Here is a 21,279-nt window from a genome sequence, read left to right on the forward strand (position 1 = left end):
TATACAAATAGCCTATTTGTTGCGTAGCTTTTGATAATAAAATGCAGGCAATAAAAGTAAAAGCATTACAGGCTGAATTAAAAATCTTCTAATATAAAATAAAGCGAGATTGTAGTTTTGCTCATAGCCCGCAATCAAGTAAGTAAAGGCTATGATCAAGACGACAAAAAGTGCCCCGTACATCAAAATGGAAATTTTTAAGATTTCAGCTTTTTTGAATACTACTTTTAGTATCAATAAAGAAATTGAAGAGTTTAACCAAAATCTTCCGCTGGTAGCCAAAAGCAACTTCCCCAGATTTATTTCAGGTAGGCTTTCTGTGGTTAAATAATCACCGTAAAAAAAGTCAATCAAGGGATCGTAGAAAAATTCTTCCTGATAAAATCGTAGAGCAGCTAATAGTATAAGCAGCAGGAAAACCAAAATAATTGCTCCTACCCTTTTCAAACTTTATACTTTTTGAAGCTGTTTACCCAAATGAGCCAAAGAATAACTACTGTCCCATAAATTGCACCAGGAAATACAATATCATGCAATACCTTAGTGTACTGCGGGGTTTCAAAGAGTGCTATACTTATAATTGCTATACGTACAATATTTATAATATATATAAGTATCCCGCCCATAACTAAAAAAAGAAGCGTCCTTTTCCAGCCTTGAAAAAATGAAAATACAAAGGCAATAAAGAGTACAAGAACGCTTACTCCGTTACATCCCTCTACTACCCGCACAACAAAATTATTTTGTACAAATAATTTAACAGAGGCTTCATCTGGATGGGGTTCTGTAGTGCAGTTATACCCTATTGCATTCACAAGCCATTTACTTTGATTTGCAACTTTATGGGTCACGTAGTCAGGGTAAAATGCGTTTGAAAATTCAAAATTTAAATAAAATGAATACGCAAAGCTTAATATCACATACACTCCTAAAAATGTAAGGATAAATAGAAGTACCGACTTATATTTGCTTATTAAATCTAACAATCAGCTAACGGTTATTTGCCGGACTAAAATACAAGAAAAATGACTTTTGATGTACTAAAAATACAAGTATCGCAAATATTAGATACCGCAACACTATCTGTGGAAGAACGCCTGCAGGGTGTATGTGACTTACTTAAAGAAACGATCGAATATTATGACTGGGTTGGTTTCTACTTTAAAAATGGGGATAAAGACGAACTTAAATTAAGTTCGTACGCAGGTGCGCATACAGACCATACTATTATCCCATTTGGTAAAGGTATTTGCGGTCAGGTTGCGGTTTCAAATCAAAATTTTGTAGTGCCAGATGTGAATGCTCAAGACAATTATATTGCTTGTAGTATTACCGTTAAGGCAGAAATAGTAGTTCCACTTTTTGTAGATGGAAAAAACATAGGACAGATTGATATTGACTCAAATACTCCCGATCCTTTTACTGAAGCAGACGAGCGCTTTTTAGAATGGGTTAATCAACAAGTTGCTGTTATACTATAATTTGTAAAACAAAACGAATTAAAAAAAAAACACCGCTCTGCTTTAAAGCAGAGCGGTGTTTTTTTTGCGTAGCACTTGTGGGCTTTTACATTCCCGTACGTATCGCCTCTACAGGATCTAATCTTGATGCCATAAATGCAGGTACAATTCCTGCTATCAATCCTATTATTACAGAACTGGATAATCCTGCAAAAATATTAAACGCAGAGAGCACAAACTCAAAACTACCCGTAAACTGCGATGCTACAACGGTAATAAGCCAAACAAGAGCCAGACCTATAAGTCCGCCTATTGTGGCAAGAATAACAGATTCAAACAAGAATTGTAATAATATAAATCTATTTTTTGCTCCTAAAGCTTTTTGAATACCTATTAGGTTAGTACGTTCTTTCACACTCACAAACATAATATTTGCAATTCCGAAACCGCCCACCAGTAATGAGAAGAGCCCAATAAAACCACCTATAGTTGACATTGTACCGGTAATGTTATCTACAAAATCTGTAAATCCAGAAAGTTGGTTTATAAAGAAATTATCTACGTCATCTGGTTTTAAACCACGTAGCTGTCTAAGGCGTTGCCCTAACACTGCATTAAATTCTGGAATATCAACTCCCGATTTTGGTTTTATAACTATCGACGGGAATGCAGATTTATTATTACTTCCGTAGATACGACGAACTACGTTTACAGGTACAATTGCAGAGCCATCTTTTGATGGACCAAAAATGCTTGTTCCCTCCTTCTCGATCACACCAATTACTGAAAATCGTTGACCGTATAATCGAACCTCTTTGCCTATAGGATTTAAGTTACCAAACAAGCCGTCTGCGATCTCGCTACCTAAAACAATTACTGGAGATCCACTATTAGACTCAGATTCATTAAAAAAACGACCTTCTTTCAGTTTTAAGGATTCAATATTATAATAGCCTTCAGTAACGGGAGCAATCCCTACACCGGTTACAAGTTTATCACCATACTTTATAGATTCTGCACCTACATTGAGACTAAAAGATGCAGCCTCCACATCAGGAACATTGCGTTTTATGTATTGATATTCTTCATAGCTAACATCTGGAAATTGCTCTCTTTTCCACTGCGGAATATCTGTAGGTCCAAATGAGAAGCGCATTAAGATAATGGTACTGTTATCTAACGATGAAAGACTGCCTTTTATCTCTTGCTTTAATGAGTCTACTGCTGCAAGAACTCCTATAATAGAAAATATCCCAATAGTAACTCCAAGCAATGAAAGCAGTGTGCGCAATTTATTGTTGCGCAAAGCATTAATGGCAAAAGCAAGGCTTTCTTTTAATACCCTAAAATAGATGAGCATAGACGTGTATTAACATGAACGACCATAGGACGTAGAAGTATACTTTATGTTACAAATTTATGCTAAGAAAATACAACATTTATCAACCCCATTTAAGGGTTTAATTCATACTTTTGCAGCCTAATAAAAAAAATATTCATGAGCACAGGTATAAAAGCTAAAGCTGCATTAATTTCTGTTTTTAGTAAAGAAGGTCTTGAACCTCTTATAAAAAAATTTAATGAACTTGGTATCACCCTTTATTCTACGGGAGGTACAGAAAAATTCATTCAAGATCTTGGTGTACCAGTAATACCTGTTGAAGATGTGACCTCTTACCCTTCAATTTTAGGCGGAAGAGTTAAAACATTACACCCTAAAATTTTTGGTGGAATATTAAACCGTCAGGATCACGAGGGTGACATTTCAGAAATGAAAGAATACAACATCCCGCAATTAGATATTGTAATTGTTGATTTATATCCTTTTGGAAAAACGGTAGCATCAGGAGCTTCTGAGCAAGATATTGTTGAGAAAATAGATATAGGTGGAATTTCTCTTATACGCGCTGCTGCTAAAAACTTTAAAGACACCTTGTGTGTGTCGTCTGTTGCCGATTATCAAGAAGTTCTTGATCTTATAAGTGCTAATGATGGTGTAACTACATTAACAGATCGCAAGCGTTTTGCTGCCAAAGCCTTTAATGTATCTTCACATTACGATACGGCAATCTTTAACTATTTTAATGAAGAAGAGGTTGTTTATAAACAAAGTTTTACTGAAGGTAAAACCTTACGCTACGGTGAAAACCCGCATCAAAAAGGAACCTTTTTTGGAGACTTTGATGCTATGTTTGATAAACTACACGGTAAAGAGCTTTCTTACAACAACCTGCTGGATGTTGATGCTGCTGTGAACCTAATGAGCGAATTTAAAGATGAGAATCCCACATTTGCAATTTTAAAACATAACAATGCTTGCGGATTAGCTCAAAGAGAAACCATACATCAGGCTTATGTAGATGCACTAGCAGGGGATCCTGTATCTGCATTTGGCGGAATATTAATATCGAATTCTGAAATAGATAAAGCTACGGCAGAAGAAATTCACTCACTTTTTTGTGAAGTAGTAATAGCTCCTTCTTTTTCAACTGAAGCTCTAGAAATTTTAAAAGGTAAAAAAAATAGAGTTTTATTAGTTCAAAAACCTATTACCTTACCTAATGATCAGGTAAGAAGCTGTTTAAATGGGGTGCTTGTTCAAGATAAAGATGCTATTACAGATAGTCTAGATGATCTTTCTGTAGCAACAGACAATAAACCTACAGATGAGGAGTTAAGTGATCTAATCTTTGCTTCTAAAATCTGTAAACACACAAAATCAAATACAATAGTATTTGCAAAAGGAAATCAGCTTTATGCGAGTGGTACAGGTCAAACTTCTCGTGTAGATGCCTTACGCCAGGCTATAGATAAAGCAGTAGCATTTGGATTTGACTTAAAAGGTGCGGTAATGGCAAGTGATGCTTTTTTCCCGTTTCCAGATTGTGTTGAAATAGCAGACAAGGCTGGTATTACTGCCGTTATTCAACCAGGTGGTTCTATTAAAGACCAGTTAAGTATTGATTATTGCAATGCAAATAACATTGCTATGGTGATGACCGGAACCAGACATTTTAAACACTAATAAAGAATAATTTTCAGTACATTTAAGAATAACCTGATTATCATATTTCACTCTCACTTTACAATCTATGGGCTTTTTTGATTTTCTAACAGAAGAGATAGCGATCGACCTCGGTACCGCAAATACTCTTATAATACATAATGACAAGGTTGTTGTTGACAGCCCATCTATTGTAGCAAGAGATCGCGTTACTAATAAAATTATCGCTGCCGGAAAAGAGGCTGCTATGATGCAGGGTAAAACTCACGAAAACATTAAAACAATACGTCCTTTAAAAGATGGTGTTATTGCAGATTTTGATGCTAGTGAGCAGATGATAAGTATGTTTATCAAAGAGATTCCTGCACTTAAGAAAAGAATGTTTGCCCCTGCTCTCCGCATGGTGGTTTGTATTCCTTCTGGCATTACTGAAGTTGAGATGCGTGCAGTAAAAGAAAGTTGTGAGCGTGTAAATGGTAAAGAAGTATTTCTTATTCACGAACCTATGGCTGCTGCTATAGGAATTGGAGTTGACATTATGCAGCCTAAAGGAAATATGATTGTAGATATAGGTGGTGGTACTACCGAAATCGCAGTTATTGCTCTTGGAGGTATTGTATGTGATAAGTCCGTTAAAATTGCTGGTGATGTCTTTACTAATGATATCATTTATTATATGCGCACACAGCATAACCTATATGTAGGAGAACGTAGTGCTGAAAAAATTAAAATTCAAATAGGAGCCGCAACCGAAGATTTAGAAGTTCCGCCAGATGATATGAGCGTTCAAGGTCGTGATTTGCTTACAGGAAAGCCTAAACAGGTTTCTATTTCTTATCGTGAAATTGCAAAAGCTTTAGATAAATCTATTTTGCGTATTGAAGATGCTGTAATGGAAACGTTATCACAAACGCCTCCAGAATTAGCAGCAGATATTTATAATACGGGTATTTACTTAGCCGGTGGAGGTAGTATGTTACGTGGATTAGACAAGCGTTTATCTCAAAAAACAGATTTACCTGTTTATATCGCTGAAGATCCTTTGCGTGCTGTGGTACGAGGTACTGGTATTACCCTAAAGAACTTAGCGAAGTTCAAGAGTATTTTTGTAAAATAATTAGGTTTTGATTCATGCAGCAAATTGTAAATTTTCTAATAAAGCATAGAAACTTTCTATTATTTGCGTTTTTGCTGTTTTTGTCATTAGTCTTTACCATTCAGTCACATTCGTATCATCGCAGTAAGTTTGTAAATTCGGCCAACTTTTTAAGCGGAGGGATTTATGGTGGTCTTGATGATATTTCAGAGTATTTTGATCTAAAAATTCATAATGCGCAACTTGTTGAAGAGAACAATAGGTTAAGATCGCGTTTATACAATCTTACCGATAAAAAGGATCAAAAATTAGATACACTGGCATTTAATTCACTTTATAGATTTACTACAGCTAAAGTGATTAATAATAATTATAACCTCAAAGACAATTTTATCACGTTGCGGGGTGGTTCAAAAAAAGGAATTAAACAAGACCTTGGTGTTATTACCAGCAAAGGGCTGGTAGGAATTGTAGATCGTGTTTCTACAAATTATGCTACGGTGCTAAGCATTTTAAATAGTAATTCTCAAATAAATGCAAAGCTTAAAAAAAGTAATCACTTCGGAATTTTAGTTTGGAAAGGAGGAGATCCTAATATCGTTGATCTCGTAGATGTACAATCAAAAGCACCAGTTGCTTTAGGTGATACTATAGTTACAGGCGGTAAATCAACAATATTTCCAGAAGGTATAGGAATAGGAACGATCAATAATTTTAAACTTGATCCAAGTGAAAATTTTTATACGATTAAAATCAAGCTCTTTAATGATATGACCAATGTAGGTTATGTGTATGTTATTGAGAATATGAATGGCGATGAAATAAAAACTCTAGAACAACAAACCGTAGATGAACAGTAGTATATTCAAAAACATCCTGCGATTTGTACTTTTGATTCTGCTACAGGTTGCCATTTTTAATAATATCAATTTTCTGGGTTATATAAATCCATATCCCTACATTCTATTCATCTTATTATTTCCCGTTGGCGACAACAGAGCTCTTTTAATTTTTACGAGTTTTTTACTAGGTCTTACTTTAGATATGTTTAGTAATAGTGGAGGAATGCATGCTGCAGCTAGTGTTACAATTGCTTACTTAAGACCTTGGATATTGCAATCAATTTTTGGTATAGCCTATGAATATAATGCCATTAAAGTAGCAAAAGCCGATTTTGGAGAACGTTTACTTTATATATCAATTTTAGTCTTTACGCATCATCTAATCTTATTTTTTGCCGAAAGTTTTAACTTCTCAGATATAATCTATATACTAAAGAAGACGTTGTTTAGTGGTATATTTAGTGTGCTACTCTGCATGCTCTTCATAACTCTATTTAGCTTAAAGCGAAAATGAGAAGAATTTTACTTTTTTCTATTGTACTTATATCTGGTGTCCTGCTCACGGGACGCTTATTTTATCTCCAAATACTAGATACTTCATACGCCAGCTTATCTGAAAATAATGCCATTAAACGCTTCTTTGACTATCCGCAGCGAGGTCATATTTATGATCGTAATGGCAATCTACTGGTAAGTAACCAGCCTTCTTACGATGTTATGGTAATTCCGCGTGAGGTAAAGCCATTTGACACGTTAGAATTTTGTGGCTTACTTAAAATGGATAAAGAGATGCTCATTAACAGATTAAAAAAAGCACGGGTTTATTCTCCTCGATTACCTTCTATTGTAATACCACAGCTTACAAAATCTGAATATGCTTACCTTCAAGAAAAGATGCGTAAGTATGAAGGATTTTTTATACAAAAACGATCGCTTCGGGATTATCAAATAGATTTTGGGGCTAACTTCTTAGGGTATATTGCCGAAGTTAATTATAAAGATATTGAAGACAATCCTTATTATCAATCTGGAGATTTAAAAGGGAGAACAGGCGTAGAGACTCAGTATGAGAAAACTTTACGAGGTATCAAAGGTGTAAAATACATTCAGAAAGATAGATTTAACAGAGACATTGGTCCTTATAAAAATGGAACGCTAGACACATTACCCGTGCCCGGTAAAGATCTCACACTCACTATAGATTCAGAATTACAAAAATATGGTGAAGAGTTAATGGTAAACAAACGCGGAGGTATTGTCGCACTTGAGCCAGCAACCGGTGAGATACTAGCGCTAATATCTGCACCTAATTTTGATCCTGCTCTTTTAGTAGGTAGAGAACGCTCCCGCAATTTCACAAAGTTGTATTACGATTCGATTGCAAAGCCATTATTTGATCGCGGTCTTCAAGCTCAATATCCTCCAGGATCACCATTTAAAACTTTAAATGCCCTTATCGCACTTGAAGAAAATGTTGTTGACTCAGAAGAAGCTTTCGCCTGCCACGGTGGTTACTATTATGGATCTCACGGTCGCAAATTAGGATGTCACCATCATCCGAGTCCGTTGAGTATGATTCCCGGGATTGCTAATTCTTGTAATGCTTATTTTGCGAATGTTTATCGTAGGGTTATTGAAAAGTATAATTCACCGCAAGAAGGTATGGATGTATGGAAAAATCATCTTGAAAGTTTTGGACTGGGCGGTTATATGGGTACAGATTTACCTACAGGACAACCAGGATTTATCCCAGATAGTAAATATTATAACAGGGCGTACGAGTATCCAAAGTACAAGTGGTTTAGCACAGCTACAATTTCTAATTCTATTGGTCAGGGAGAAGTAAGTCTTACACCTATTCAACTTGCAAATGTTACTGCCGCAATTGCAAACAGAGGCTGGTTTTATACGCCACACATATTAAAAAGTATAGAAAATCAAACTGATCTAATTCCCGAAGAATATCGCACAAGAAACGTAACCACAATTTCACCAGCTAATTTTGAACCTGTGGTTGAAGGTATGTTTGGTGCCTATAATTATGGGACTGCTGCTGGTATAAAAATACCTGGAATTGATATTTGTGGTAAAACGGGAACAGCCGAAAACTACACCCGAATAGATGGACACAGAGCACAATTAACAGATCACTCCATATTTGTTGCATTTGCACCAAAAGACAACCCTAAAATTGCCATTGCTGTATTTGTAGAAAACGGATATTGGGGATCGCGTTATGCCGGTAAAATCGCCAGTTTAATGATTGAAAAATATATTAAAGGAGAAGTGACCCGTACAGATATTGAAGATTATATTTTATCAAATAGCCTGGAAAATGAATACGCTAAGCCTCTAAGCGGAAAACCGTTTCCGATTAATGATGGTAAGAAAATAAGTGGCGTACCTAAAAAGACTGAGCTTTAATGAGTAGTTTTTCTAAAGCCTACGGGAATTTTGACTGGGTAATAATTGCGCTATTTCTAGCGCTAGTATCAATTGGATGGATAAATATTTACTCCGCTTCTGTTGATCCTACCGGAGTTGCTGAGTTTTTTGATTTTGATAATCTTTTTACCAGACAGCTACTTTTTATTGCGTTAAGCTTTCTCATAGTCATATTTATTCTTTCATTAGACGCAAAGTTTTTTGAGCGTTTTGCAAGTATTATTTATGTAATATCTATAGTATCCTTACTGGGTCTCTTTGTATTCGGAAAAAATATCTCTGGTGCGACTAGCTGGTACTCTTTTGGAAGTTTTGGTATTCAGCCGAGTGAATTTGCAAAAGCAGCGACAGCCCTCGCCCTAGCAAAATATCTGAGTGATATTCAAACAGATGTTAAGTCTCTAACGCATCAGTTGCGAGCATTTGTAATTATAGCACTCCCGGCAATTTGTATCGTACCTCAACCAGATCCTGGAAGCGCGCTGGTATATGCAGCTTTTTTCTTTCCTTTATATAGGGAAGGCCTTTCTGGTGTTTACCTCATCATAGGGACTGTTACAATTGCATTATTTGTACTTACACTAGCTTTTGGTCCACTCTATATAATTGCAGGTATAGTCATCATTGCAATTGCTTTACTTATAAGAAATAGAAAAAAAAGGTTTGGGAAGCGTTTATACTACATTCTCCCTATTGTATCCATTTTGTTCGTTTTTTCTGTTAATTATATTTTTGAAAATGTTTTTGAACAGCGCCACCGAGATCGCTTTAATGTTGTTTTAGGCAAAGATGTTGATATGAAAAGTATAGGCTACAACACCTATCAATCTGAAATAGCTATAGGCAATGGGGGCCTAGCAGGAAAAGGTTTTCTTAAAGGCACTCAAACTAAAGGTGACTTTGTGCCTGAGCAGCATACAGATTATATTTTTAGCACCGTGGGTGAAGAATGGGGGTTTCTGGGCAGCACGCTCGTAATCGCTTTGTTTGTTGGTTTAATGCTACGTATAATTGTTTTAGCCGAACGTCAAAAAAGTCAGTTTAGTAGAATTTACGGCTACAGTATTGCAGGAATTCTATTTATACATTTTCTGATTAATATAGGTATGGTTACTGGCGTTTTTCCTACTGTTGGAATACCATTGCCCTTCTTTAGTTATGGAGGATCGGGCTTATGGGGATTTACAATTTTACTTTTTATATTCGTAAAACTAGATTCAGACCGAATAAATCAGTGGTAAGAGTCTAAAAACTCCACGCTTTCAAATTCCTGTTTTTCTCAATAGCATCTTCTAAGCTATCCTCTAACTTCGGAAAAAAATCTATTCCTGTAATTGCTTCAATTTTATCTACAGTTACTACAAATTCCGTGAGATTTTTATTTGTTGCCTGATGCGGAATTAAAAAAGCAAGGCACGTATAACCTGTGTTAGTTTTCCGAATCAGAATTTTATAAAAAGAGCTTGGCACATACACCTGTTCTTCTCCTATTTTATCAATAGGATTAGTTAATACTCCCGCTGAAATTATAGTTATTTCATTATAGTTATGTACCCAATCCCGCACTTGATTTTCTAAACGATTCCAGATCCCACTATTAAAGTCGTGTAACTGCGGACTTATATTACTGGTTAAAAATGTTTCATTATAGGCCTGGGTACTAAATTTACGATCACCTGCTGCACATAAATGTCCGCGATCGTAACCACTGTTCTTATAATTCCGCCAGTCTGCAGCTCCAGTACTTACAGCCGCATCAATGTCAAAATAAGGACGTGATACCTCGATGGTATTTAATTGTTCCTTACTTAGAGTATATGCTACCCACGAGGCCTGCTCTGCCTCTTCATTATAATCCAAACTGTAATAATTATGATGTACTGTTGTACTTTCTGAAGAAGAAGGTAGATAAAAATCTAAACGATCTGTCTTGATAGTTCTTCCTGCATTCACTAGAGTTTGCTGCTCTCTCTTTTCAAGGTATTGTTCACCTACATAAATTGCAGCAATGGCCAGCATCATCAATAATGGATATGTATATTTTCTTTGCATAAAGTAGATTAATTTACTCCCTTAACATCGAGAGCATCCCGTAGCGCATTGCCCATAAGCATAAAAGCCATTACAAGACTCATAATAGCTATACCAGGAATTATAGCAAGATAAGCCTTACCTAAAATTATATAAGAATAATGATCTTTAATCATAGCTCCCCAGCTGGGTATAGGTGGTTGAGCTCCTATACCTAAAAAACTAAGACCACTTTCTATTAGAATTGCACCTGCAAAATTTGCAGCGCTAATCACTATAACAGGAGCGAGAATATTGGGTAAGATATGTTTAAATAGAATGCGCATATCACCATATCCTAGTGCCCTAGCAGCCGTAACATATTGCGCTTCTTTTACGCTTAGTACTTGCCCTCTTACCACTCGGGCAACTTCGACCCACATGGTAAGACCTACAGCAATAAATACTTGCCAGAAACCCTTACCTAATGCTAATGTAATAGCTATTACTAAAAGTAAAGTGGGTATTGACCAAGTCACATTAATAATCCACATAATCAGTGCATCAAGTTTCCCACCAAAGTAACCTGCAATAGCACCTAAAGAAACGCCTATTAGGAGTGATATAAATACAGCAATAAAACCAATACTAAAAGAAATTCGTGTTCCTATTAGCATTCTGCTTAATAAATCTCTACCATATTTATCTGTTCCTAGAATAAATGTTTTCTCACTTATAAAGGTATCTTCAAACTCTGTACGCCTATTTCCATCTAAATTAAATTCTGACAAAGGAATCACTTTAGTTAACTCTGTAATTCCATCATCTGAATAAGGCATATACTCTACCTCATTATCCAATACTTTATAACTTAGAATTGGAATTTCAGTATCTGTATTTGATTTGCCATTAAATGACGTAGTGAAATAGCTTTCCTGAATATTTTGAGCTCCCGGAACCTTTAAAACCGTGACCGTAAACCCCGGCTTTTTAGAATGAATGGATAGATGCATTTGATTTGCATTCTGAGTATCATCTGGGGCTAATATATAGGCAAAAATAGCTACAAGACCACATAGCCCAATATATATAAAACTCAAAACGCCCCAGAAATTCTTTGAAAATTTCTGGAGCGCTAATTGAGATAAAGAACTAGAATTATCTGCCATAGGTTATTCCCTAACGTCAGCTAATTTGCTTCTTCTAATATTGTTAACTTTCAAGTCTTCAAGTACATTAATTGCTTCCTCCATATATACATCTTTAGCTAATTCAGTGTGCCAACGTTCCCGTTTTTGAGCTAAAGTAGTATCAGATTCAAATAATTGCTTTTCGTAAGGCAGTGAATTAAAAGTAAGGTTAGAATTATATTCTTTTAAACCGTCAAAACGCTTAGCCTCTGCTATATTCACTTCCATTTTAGCTTTATAAGCCTCAAAATTAAGTGGCCATACCGAGTCGTCCTGCTTACTTTTTATCCATTTTGCATTCTCTTCAACGAGTTTCAAATATTCATTTTGAGCCATCCGTTTTTTACTACTGCTTATAGTTTGATCATAATCTATATAACCATCCCAAACTTTATAATCAGCTGCTGCAATCTTATCCCAAGGCAATGGATTCTCAAGATCTTTTTCGCCTATATCTATATAGCTATATTTATCTGGAACAACCACATCACTCTTCACACCTTCTAATTGTGTAGAACCTCCGTTAATACGATAGAACTTTTGAGTAGTAATCTTTAAAGCACCCATATCACCCAAATCATTCTGACGCAACCAGCGGTTTAAATCATAAACATTTTGAACGGTACCTTTTCCATAAGTTTGCTTACTTCCTAAAATAACTGCACGTTTATAATCTTGCATAGCTGCAGCAAGAATCTCGCTCGCAGAAGCAGAGATTTCATTTACCAAAATTACTAAAGGCTTATCCCAAACAATTTCAGCATCTTTATCTTTTAGAATTTCGCTTTCTGCACCATTAGATTTCACCTGAACAACAGGACCTTCTTTGATAAATAGACCCGCAATATCTACAACTGTAGATAATGATCCTCCACCATTATTACGTAAATCAATTACAAGACCGTCTGCTCCTTCTTCATTAAGTCGTATAATTTCTTTTTTTACATCTGTAGCTGCGTTACGTTCTTCGGTATTTTGCATATCGAAGTAAAACTTCGGAAGATTTATAACACCATAAGTGCGGTCGTTTTTCTTAACTGTAGTAGATTTTGCGTAGGTTTCTTCAAGCTCGACAACATCTCTGGTAATGGCAATGTTTTTAATGGTACCATCCTTTTTCTTTACATTCAAAGTAACCACTGTTCCCTTAGGTCCCTTTATTAACTCTACTGCATCATCTAAACGCATACCTACAATACTTGTAGCTACCTCTTCGTTTTCTTGCTTTACTTTAAGAATAATATCACCTTCCTCCAGCTCTTCAGCTCTCCAAGCAGGACCTCCTGAAATAACTTCAGTAATACTTATTTCATTACTTTTCTTCTGAAGACGTGCGCCGATACCTTGAAACTGTCCGCTCATTTGCATGTCAAAACGATCTTTGTCTACAGGAGCAAAATAAGATGTGTGCGGATCAAATTCTTCAACAATCGCATTCACATATACTGAAAAATAATCTTCACGATCAAAATCATCTGTAAATTCAGAATATTCTATATATGATTTACGAGTTGTTTCTCTAGCCTCTTTTTCAATTTCAGCATTGCTTAGAGATTTATATCCTGTTGAGTCTTTTGCTTTTTTAGCTTCTTCTTCAATACGGTCATAATAAACACCTATTGTACTAAACTTAAGTTGACTTCTCCAACGATCTTTAAGTTCCTTTCGGTTTTTTGCATACTCCAGATTTTCATAATCTGTATCAATCGTTTCATCCTCGCTAAAATCAAAAGGCTTATCAAGTATATCAACATAAACATCCTTAGACTCCTCCATACGTTGTCTTAAACGCGTGTAAGCAAGATCAAAAAAAGTTATATCCTCTTTACGAATCTGATCATCAATTTGAAATTTATAAGCTTCAAATTCTTTAATATCACTAAGTAAGAAATAGCGCTTAAGCGGATCAAGAGCTGTCACAAAATCTTTAAAAACTTGTTCTGAAAACTCATCGTTAAATTCTTTTGCATCATAATGCCCTTTTTCAAGAACATATGATATTAAGCTAATGAGAACTTTATCTTTCCCGGGATCATCATTATTTGTAGTGAAACTGCAAGAGGCAGCTCCAAACAATAATGCTAACACCAGAACTTTCACATTTTTTATCATAATTCGTTGCATTTTCTTCTTTTACTAGCAATCTACATTAAAAACCGTGCCATGACCTTAAGTCTGAGCCAATAATTTGTTAAACGTTAGCCCTAGCAATGGCTTGGTAATTTAGTATTTTAGCGCTAGAAAGCAAAACTTATATGACTCAACGAAAACCTTTAATACTCGTAACTAACGATGATGGCATTACCGCTCCCGGCATACGCAAATTAATAAGCATTATGCAGGAAATTGGAGATGTGGTTGTTGTCGCTCCAGATCGCCCTCAAAGTGGAATGGGTCACGCTATAACTGTAAATGACACAATTTATTGTGATCCTGTGAAGGAATTTCAAGATGAAAATCATAAAGAGTACACTTGTTCTGGTACACCAGCAGATTGTGTAAAAATAGCGGTGCAAGAAATTATGCATCGCAAACCAGACATTTGTGTAAGTGGCATAAATCACGGATCTAATTCGTCGATAAACGTAATTTATTCAGGAACAATGAGTGCAGCTGTAGAAGCAGGTGTAGAAGGAATACCCGCAATAGGCTTTTCATTACTTGACTATTCTATAGACGCAGATTTTTCACATTGTGATACCTTTGTAAAATCTATAACACAAGAAGTTTTAAAAAACGGGTTGCCTAAAGGTGTTGTTCTAAATGTAAATATTCCAAAATTGAAAGCCGGCGAAATTGCAGGAATCAAAGTAGGAAGACAAGCCAAAGCACAATGGGTTGAAGATTTTGATAAACGTACAAATCCTATGGGCAGAGATTATTATTGGTTAAGCGGAGAATTTGTGAATGAAGATAAAGGTGAAGATACCGATGAATGGGCACTCGCGAATGGTTATGTGTCTGTTGTTCCCGTACAATTTGATCTTACAGCCCATCAATTTATAAATACATTAAATAGCTGGAGTTTTAATTCTTAAATCTGAAAGGCTAAACATTAAATCTGAAAATTTGTGAAGTATTATATTATAGCCGGTGAAGCAAGTGGTGATTTACACGCCGCAAATTTGATGAAATCACTTCTTGCCGAAGATCCTAATGCCGAATTCAGGTTTTGGGGAGGCGATTTAATGAAAAATGTAGGCGGAACCCTTGTCAAACATTACAGAGAGCTTGCATTTATGGGTTTTCTAGAAGTGATTCTAAATCTCCGCACTATTGCAAAAAATCTCTCCTTTTGTAAAAAAGATATAAGTAGATTTAAACCAGATGTCATTATTTATGTTGATTATCCCGGTTTCAATCTACGTATTGCATCTTGGGCTCGTAAAAAGGGCTACAAAAATCATTTTTATATCTCTCCACAAATATGGGCTTGGAAAGAAAACCGAATTAAAGCAATAAAAAATGATATCGATGAGATGTATGTTATTCTTCCGTTTGAGAAAACATTTTATGAAGACAAACATAATTTTCCAGTACATTTTGTAGGTCATCCACTTATAGATGAGATAAGCTCCAGATCATCAATTTCTCCAGAAAAATTTAGAGCAGAACACAATTTAGACGAAAGACCAATAATTGCTTTATTACCGGGTAGCCGCAAGCAGGAGATTCAGAAAATGCTGGAGATAATGCTAAGTATTACTCCAGAGTTTAAAGACTATCAGTTTGTCATAGGCGGTGCGCCTAGTCAGGATTTAGAATTTTACGAACCTTTTTTACAAAAAAATAGAGTTCATATTATAATGAATCAAACTTATAATCTTCTGGATGTTGCGACAGCTGCACTTGTCACATCTGGAACGGCTACCTTAGAAACAGCATTATTTAAGGTGCCTGAGGTCGTTTGTTACAAAGGAGGTAAAATTTCTTATGAAATTGCTAAACGCGTTATTAAACTGAATTACATATCTTTAGTTAATTTAATAATGGATAAAGAAGTAGTAAAAGAACTAATTCAATCTGAGTTCAATACTAAAACTTTAAAAACAGCGTTGACCTCTATCTTGCAGGAAGAAAATCGCCAGAATCTTTTTAATCAGTATCATGAATTAGAAAAGAAACTAGGCGGTAAAGGAGCCAGCGATAAGACAGCCAAATTAATTTTTAACAGTATTTCTTAAGCTTTATGATCAGAGTCTTTTTTGCCCTATTGTTAAGTCTAGCACTTATTAGCTGCGGAAGCAGTCACAAAAGTATTACTACAACTAGTACTATTTCAAAAACAAACAAAAAAACACGCTACGTACAGCAGGACACAAAACCTATAATAAGTAGTCCCGAAACTAAGCAAAAACGAGAATTAATTTATCTTTCTGAAATTGAAGTTGCAGATGAAAACAGACTTCGTTATAACATCATAAACAACGCTAGACAATTTGAAGGTACTCCCTACAAGTATGGTGGTACAACTGATAGTGGTATGGATTGTAGCGGGCTAGTTTATACCGCATTTCTACAAGAGTCTGTAAGTATCCCAAGAGTGAGCAGATCTATGGCTCAGGAAGGAGAACGTGTGGCAGCAGATAATGTGACTCCCGGAGATTTATTATTTTTTGTTACAGGAAGAAAAAGCAAACACATTAATCATGTAGGTCTTGTGGTAGACGTATTACCCGGGCAAGTTCTATTTATACACTCTTCTACATCACAAGGAGTAATTGTTTCTTCATTAAATGAAGGCTACTGGAACAACGCTTTCAAAGAAGCCAGAAAATATATGTAAAAAACTGTATATCTGTATACTATGTAAAAAATTCCTTATATTAATGAGGAATTTTTTGTTTTGTGAAAGGTTTTAATAGCACTATTCTTATACTTCTTGCTGGCTTAATTGCCGGTATTATGTGTTACCGCTATTTTTCAATAAATCTGTTTAGCGGCTACCTACTCCTTTTCACAACTCTATGTATTTTCATTTTTATACACGGTATACTTTATTATAAAAGAAGCCAAAGTATATTCAGTGGAGTTCTACCTTTTTTAATATTTATAGGATTAGGGATTGTCATCGCAAACCTTAATGATCCATTATTAAGTTCAGATCACTTTTCAAACGTTAACCAGTCTAAGAATTCAAAGAATTTAATACTGACAATCAAAGACGAATTAAAACCTGGATTTTATGATCAAAAATATATTGCGCAAATTTCTCAAATAGATTCGCATTCTGTTAATGGTCTGGTTTTACTTAATATTTTAAAAGACACCTCTAATTCTTCTCAGTTAAAACTTCAAATTGGAGATCGCCTATTTACAAATCAGTCTATAGAAGATTTAAAAAAAGCCAAAAATCCGTATCAATTTGATTATGCAGCATACCTTAAAAGCCAGAAAATTTATGCTCAGATCACAGCACGCAACGTGCAAATTCTCAAGCTTTCAATAAACAAAAAGTCTTTATCGGGATATGCTCACCATTCAAGAAATTATTTAAAAAATAAACTAGACAATTATCCCTTTCATAGAGATTCAAAAGCGGTTATGAATGCCCTATTACTTGGTCAGAGAAATGATCTATCTAGTGAACTTCAAGAAAGTTATATTAATGCAGGTGTTATACATATACTTGCTGTCTCTGGTTTACACGTAGGGATTCTAATGCTTATACTTCAATTGATTCTAAAACCTCTTGGTAATTATCAACGAAGTCGCATTCTAAGAGGGTTAATCGTAATTATTTGTATATGGCTATTTGCAATTTTAACAGGCTCATCTGCTTCAGTTCTACGAGCTGCAACCATGTTTAGCTTTATTCAAGTTGGCATTCTTTTAAACCAGCGCCAAGCCTCAATAAATGCATTAATTATTTCTGCATTTTTCCTAACCTTATTTAATCCAAATATTATTTTTGAAGTTGGTTTTCAATTAAGCTATGCAGCTGTATTTTTTATAATGTGGCTCTACCCCATACTAGAAAAGGTATGGCAACCACGTAACAAAATATTAAAATACTACTGGCAGCTAGTAGTAATAAGCTTTACTGCTCAAGTAGGCGTTTTACCCTTAAGCCTGTATTATTTTCATCAATTTCCGGGTATTTTTCTCATTGCAAATATGATTATCATACCCGCATTAGGTGTACTCTTAATATTAGGGATTATAATACTCATCTTAGCAAGCCTAGACATACTTCCGTTATTTATAATATCAATTTACGATTCAATATTAATTACGCTAAACAACTGTATACGTTATTTAGCACAATATGAATCACTCCTAATTACTAATATCTATTTCTCAGCCGCACTCGTATTTATAGGATATGCTATAATCATATCATGGGGCAGTCTTCTTCAAAAATGGAATTACAGTAAACTTTGTTTTTTTCTACTTGCACTAATTGCTTTGCCTTTATCATTAATCATATCGAGATCCAATCAGTCAAAAAATAGATTATACATACTTCACAACTACAATTCAAGTCTAATCGCTATACAAGATCGTAATCAAAACCTCATCATTCAATCAGAAAAAGACGCTGTAATACCTCAATCAATTGTAGCCAATTTTAAAGAAAATCAGCTTGTAAATACTGTTTGTCAAGATGAAATTGAAGATTACTACCACATCGACGGGAGGAGAGTTTTACGTGTTGACAGTTTAGGACTTTACGATCTTCCTCAATTAAATCCTGATTATATTTTATTAACTCACTCGCCAAAAATCAATTTAGATCGGCTAATTAGTACATATCCCAATGTTCAAATAATTTCTGATGCTACAAACTATAAGAGTTACACCGCACGATGGAAAGCTACCTGCATTAAACAAAAAATCCCTTTTCATAATACATATGAAAAGGGATTTTATATGATTAATTAAAGTATTAACCTTTGAAAGTACTTTCAAATTCTGACTGATACTTTTGCCAAGCTTCAGCTGTAGTAATATTTTTATAAGCATCTGTCTTAATCATTTTCAAAAATATTTCCAATTGCTGCGGAGTTTTATAACCCGGTAACGGTTGAATTAAATTGCCTTTTTCATCAAAAAACACAACACTGGGATATGCATTGATTTTAAGTGCGTGTGCAAATAGATGCTGACTATTGCGTCCTTCTCTCTTAGGGTCAAAATCTGGATTTGTATACGTGAAATCTTTATACTTTATAGATTCTGTTCCTTCAGCATTAAATTTCACAGCGTAATAATTTGCGTTTACATATGCTGCAACATCTTTATTCTGAAATGTATTTTTATCCAGCAGCTTACACGGTCCGCACCAATCTGTATAAACATCCATAAAAATTTTACGAGGTTCTTTTTTTTGAGCTTTTAAAGCTTCATTAAAAGACATCCATTTTATAGTTTCTTGACTTAATAAAGTTGTTGATCCTATGAAAAATAGGAATAGGACTAAAAGTAACTTTTGCATGCTTGTAATTTTAAGTAAGGAATTCAAAAAATAGGCCATTCTAATGAATTCCGTGCATTAATTTTTTCAATAATGGGTGTAAGAGTATTATAAGAATACCTGCTCCCCCAGGTATAAAAAAGAACAACAGAAAAAAAGTAGATAACGAATATTCTGCAGTGATTTGATCGATCATACCACCGCTACTTCCCGCTAATTTATTTCCTATCGCAATGGCCAGATACCATACTCCATACATCATGGCAATCATTCTTCCCGGAACCAATTTACTTACATAAGATAATCCTACGGGTGACAAGCAAAGTTCTCCCATTGTATGAAAGAAATAAGCGAGAACTAACCAGATTATACTCACAGCAGCCACTTTAGCGCCTTGTGGTATATCGCTGGCACCATATGCCAGAGCAGCAAAACCTACTCCAAGTAAAATAAGACCTATACCATATTTAACCGCTACACTAGGATTGTATTTACTCTCCCATAATTTTGAAAACAATGGAGCAAATATGATAATGAATAAAGAATTTAAAACACTAAACCAAGAGGCAGGTACCTCTGGAGCTTCTGCTGTATATTGCTCATAAAGCATAGTGATTACTAAAGCCCAAATAATAACAAAACTACCTCCAAGAATAAGATTTGCTAATTTATATTTTCCAAATGTTTGTTTGAAGAGCATCCATAAAACCCAGGTTATTACGCACAGCGGAATAATTGTAATAAGTGTATTTGCAATTCTAAACATAGTTCCCGCACTACCTTCTAAGACACGGTCTGTATAATCATTTGCAAAAATAGTCATCGACCCTCCAGCCTGCTCAAAGGCTGCCCAAAAGAATACAGTAAAGAAAGCAAAAATTGATACCGCAATCATACGATCTCGTACCACGGGAGCATATCTTATAATCCTAGATACAAGTAAAACGATAAATACAATAAGTGCAAATATGATCATAAAGTTGCTGCCGGAAAGAGGACCTACTTCAAAATCAAATAAATCTGATCCGCCAATCTTAGACATAGGGTCATTAATAATCCAAACTAATCCTATCAATGCACTAATGGCAATAAAGACTTTATCTATTGTTAAAAAAGGATTTAATTTTATTGTGGGATCATCACTTAAATCACTTTCTGCATTTTTTAAAGGTTTCTTACCTACATCACCAAATATATTTTGAGCAAAATAAAACTGAAGCATTCCCGCAAACATAAAAACACCGGCGAGACCAAAGCCCCAATGCCATCCCCACTGCTCTCCAGTATATCCACAGAGAAGTATACCCAGAAATGCACCTGCATTTACTCCCATATAATAAATGGTATAAGCACCATCTTTTTTATGAGGATGATTCTCATACATTTGAGAAATAATAGAAGTCATAGTTGGCTTGAAAAAACCATTCCCAATCACTAGAAAAAATAAACCTAGATATAATGCAAAACTAGTATCTACCGCCATTGCAGCGTGACCTAAAGTCATTAATAAAGCACCAATAACTACTGCTTTTCTATAGCCAATAATCTTATCTGCTATGTAACCTCCTAAAATTGGTGTAAGATAGACTAATGAGGTATACGTACCGTAAAGAGCCAGCGCGTGTTCTCTGGGCCAAGCCCAGCCTTCATCAAAGAGAGATGAGGTAAGAAATAATACTAAAAGTGCACGCATTCCGTAATAGGAAAAGCGCTCCCACATTTCAGTAAAAAATAAAACAAATAATCCGGCGGGATGTCCCAACACCGGATTTTTGAAAAATTGATCTGTAGAAGATATAGCCATCTTAATCTATA

Annotated in this window: 19 protein-coding genes; 11 read left to right on the plus strand and 8 right to left on the minus strand. The window is 35.2% G+C overall.

Annotation, left to right across the window (positions count from 1 at the left end):
- Window positions 1–12: 12 nt before the first annotated feature.
- Together ABVM53_RS03975 and xrtF are read right to left on the minus strand one after the other, a co-directional pair.
- Entirely contained in the window at window positions 13–447 is a 435-nt protein-coding gene (locus ABVM53_RS03975) for an exosortase F system-associated membrane protein (RefSeq protein ID WP_405329707.1), read from the minus strand.
- Window positions 444–986 (minus strand): exosortase family protein XrtF, encoded by a 543-nt coding sequence (gene xrtF, locus ABVM53_RS03980; protein WP_405329710.1) that lies wholly within the window; start codon window positions 984–986, stop codon window positions 444–446. Before xrtF ends, ABVM53_RS03975 begins: the two co-directional genes overlap by 4 nt.
- 39 nt (window positions 987–1,025) lie before the next feature.
- On the opposite strand from xrtF, the gene ABVM53_RS03985 reads away from it, so the two are divergent.
- On the plus strand, window positions 1,026–1,481 hold the full coding sequence (locus ABVM53_RS03985; protein ID WP_128757777.1) for a GAF domain-containing protein: 456 nt from the start codon (window positions 1,026–1,028) through the stop codon (window positions 1,479–1,481).
- A gap of 85 nt (window positions 1,482–1,566) precedes the next feature.
- On the opposite strand, the gene ABVM53_RS03990 is transcribed toward ABVM53_RS03985, so the two are convergent.
- Window positions 1,567–2,820 (minus strand): ABC transporter permease, encoded by a 1,254-nt coding sequence (locus tag ABVM53_RS03990; protein WP_128757778.1) that lies wholly within the window; start codon window positions 2,818–2,820, stop codon window positions 1,567–1,569.
- Between the two features lie 138 nt (window positions 2,821–2,958).
- On the opposite strand from ABVM53_RS03990, the gene purH reads away from it, so the two are divergent.
- From purH to rodA, 6 genes are all read left to right on the plus strand, one after another.
- Window positions 2,959–4,485 carry a bifunctional phosphoribosylaminoimidazolecarboxamide formyltransferase/IMP cyclohydrolase gene (gene purH / locus ABVM53_RS03995; protein ID WP_405329714.1) on the plus strand — a complete coding sequence of 509 codons (1,527 nt, stop codon included), beginning with the start codon at window positions 2,959–2,961 and terminating at the stop codon, window positions 4,483–4,485.
- Window positions 4,486–4,552: 67 nt separating this feature from the next.
- A complete protein-coding gene (locus ABVM53_RS04000) occupies window positions 4,553–5,581 on the plus strand; it encodes a rod shape-determining protein (protein ID WP_128757780.1) in 1,029 nt (342 codons plus the stop codon).
- Window positions 5,582–5,595: 14 nt separating this feature from the next.
- Entirely contained in the window at window positions 5,596–6,420 is an 825-nt protein-coding gene (mreC, locus tag ABVM53_RS04005; RefSeq protein WP_371456859.1) for a rod shape-determining protein MreC, read from the plus strand.
- Complete coding sequence (locus tag ABVM53_RS04010; protein ID WP_371456858.1) at window positions 6,410–6,916, plus strand: rod shape-determining protein MreD; 507 nt, start codon at window positions 6,410–6,412, stop codon at window positions 6,914–6,916. Before mreC ends, ABVM53_RS04010 begins: the two co-directional genes overlap by 11 nt.
- Window positions 6,913–8,826 carry a penicillin-binding protein 2 gene (gene mrdA, locus ABVM53_RS04015; RefSeq protein ID WP_405329719.1) on the plus strand — a complete coding sequence of 638 codons (1,914 nt, stop codon included), beginning with the start codon at window positions 6,913–6,915 and terminating at the stop codon, window positions 8,824–8,826. The genes ABVM53_RS04010 and mrdA overlap by 4 nt, the downstream gene beginning before the upstream one ends.
- Window positions 8,826–10,088 (plus strand): rod shape-determining protein RodA, encoded by a 1,263-nt coding sequence (gene rodA, locus ABVM53_RS04020; RefSeq protein WP_405329721.1) that lies wholly within the window; start codon window positions 8,826–8,828, stop codon window positions 10,086–10,088. Before mrdA ends, rodA begins: the two co-directional genes overlap by 1 nt.
- 4 nt (window positions 10,089–10,092) lie before the next feature.
- Here rodA and ABVM53_RS04025 read toward each other — a convergent pair whose 3' ends face one another.
- Genes ABVM53_RS04025 through ABVM53_RS04035 form a run of 3 tightly spaced genes read right to left on the minus strand, consistent with a single transcriptional unit; the run spans window position 10,093 to window position 14,171 of the window.
- On the minus strand, window positions 10,093–10,899 hold the full coding sequence (locus ABVM53_RS04025) for a DNA/RNA non-specific endonuclease (RefSeq protein ID WP_405329724.1): 807 nt from the start codon (window positions 10,897–10,899) through the stop codon (window positions 10,093–10,095).
- Between the two features lie 8 nt (window positions 10,900–10,907).
- Window positions 10,908–12,026 (minus strand): ABC transporter permease, encoded by a 1,119-nt coding sequence (locus ABVM53_RS04030; RefSeq protein ID WP_405329727.1) that lies wholly within the window; start codon window positions 12,024–12,026, stop codon window positions 10,908–10,910.
- Window positions 12,027–12,029: 3 nt separating this feature from the next.
- Window positions 12,030–14,171: a carboxy terminal-processing peptidase gene (locus ABVM53_RS04035; protein ID WP_405329730.1), complete on the minus strand. Its 2,142-nt coding sequence runs from the start codon at window positions 14,169–14,171 to the stop codon at window positions 12,030–12,032.
- 131 nt (window positions 14,172–14,302) lie between these two features.
- Between ABVM53_RS04035 and surE the strand changes: the two genes are divergently transcribed.
- The 4 genes from surE (at window position 14,303) to ABVM53_RS04055 (ending at window position 18,932) form a co-directional block, all read left to right on the plus strand.
- Window positions 14,303–15,085: a 5'/3'-nucleotidase SurE gene (surE, locus tag ABVM53_RS04040; RefSeq protein WP_405329733.1), complete on the plus strand. Its 783-nt coding sequence runs from the start codon at window positions 14,303–14,305 to the stop codon at window positions 15,083–15,085.
- Window positions 15,086–15,118: 33 nt separating this feature from the next.
- On the plus strand, window positions 15,119–16,231 hold the full coding sequence (lpxB, locus tag ABVM53_RS04045) for a lipid-A-disaccharide synthase (RefSeq protein WP_405329736.1): 1,113 nt from the start codon (window positions 15,119–15,121) through the stop codon (window positions 16,229–16,231).
- A 5-nt stretch (window positions 16,232–16,236) separates the two neighbouring features.
- Window positions 16,237–16,833 (plus strand): C40 family peptidase, encoded by a 597-nt coding sequence (locus ABVM53_RS04050; protein ID WP_128757789.1) that lies wholly within the window; start codon window positions 16,237–16,239, stop codon window positions 16,831–16,833.
- 62 nt (window positions 16,834–16,895) lie between these two features.
- Window positions 16,896–18,932 carry a ComEC/Rec2 family competence protein gene (locus ABVM53_RS04055; RefSeq protein ID WP_405329740.1) on the plus strand — a complete coding sequence of 679 codons (2,037 nt, stop codon included), beginning with the start codon at window positions 16,896–16,898 and terminating at the stop codon, window positions 18,930–18,932.
- Between the two features lie 4 nt (window positions 18,933–18,936).
- Here ABVM53_RS04055 and ABVM53_RS04060 read toward each other — a convergent pair whose 3' ends face one another.
- Both ABVM53_RS04060 and ABVM53_RS04065 read right to left on the minus strand, forming a co-directional pair.
- Window positions 18,937–19,485, minus strand: coding sequence for a thioredoxin family protein (locus tag ABVM53_RS04060; protein ID WP_405329742.1), 549 nt, complete (start codon window positions 19,483–19,485; stop codon window positions 18,937–18,939).
- A 40-nt stretch (window positions 19,486–19,525) separates the two neighbouring features.
- Window positions 19,526–21,268 carry a peptide MFS transporter gene (locus ABVM53_RS04065; protein WP_405329745.1) on the minus strand — a complete coding sequence of 581 codons (1,743 nt, stop codon included), beginning with the start codon at window positions 21,266–21,268 and terminating at the stop codon, window positions 19,526–19,528.
- Between the last annotated feature and the right edge of the window lie 11 nt (window positions 21,269–21,279).

This window comes from Leeuwenhoekiella sp. LLG6367-2.1, assembly GCF_045055775.1.
Lineage (GTDB): Bacteria > Bacteroidota > Bacteroidia > Flavobacteriales > Flavobacteriaceae > Leeuwenhoekiella > Leeuwenhoekiella aequorea.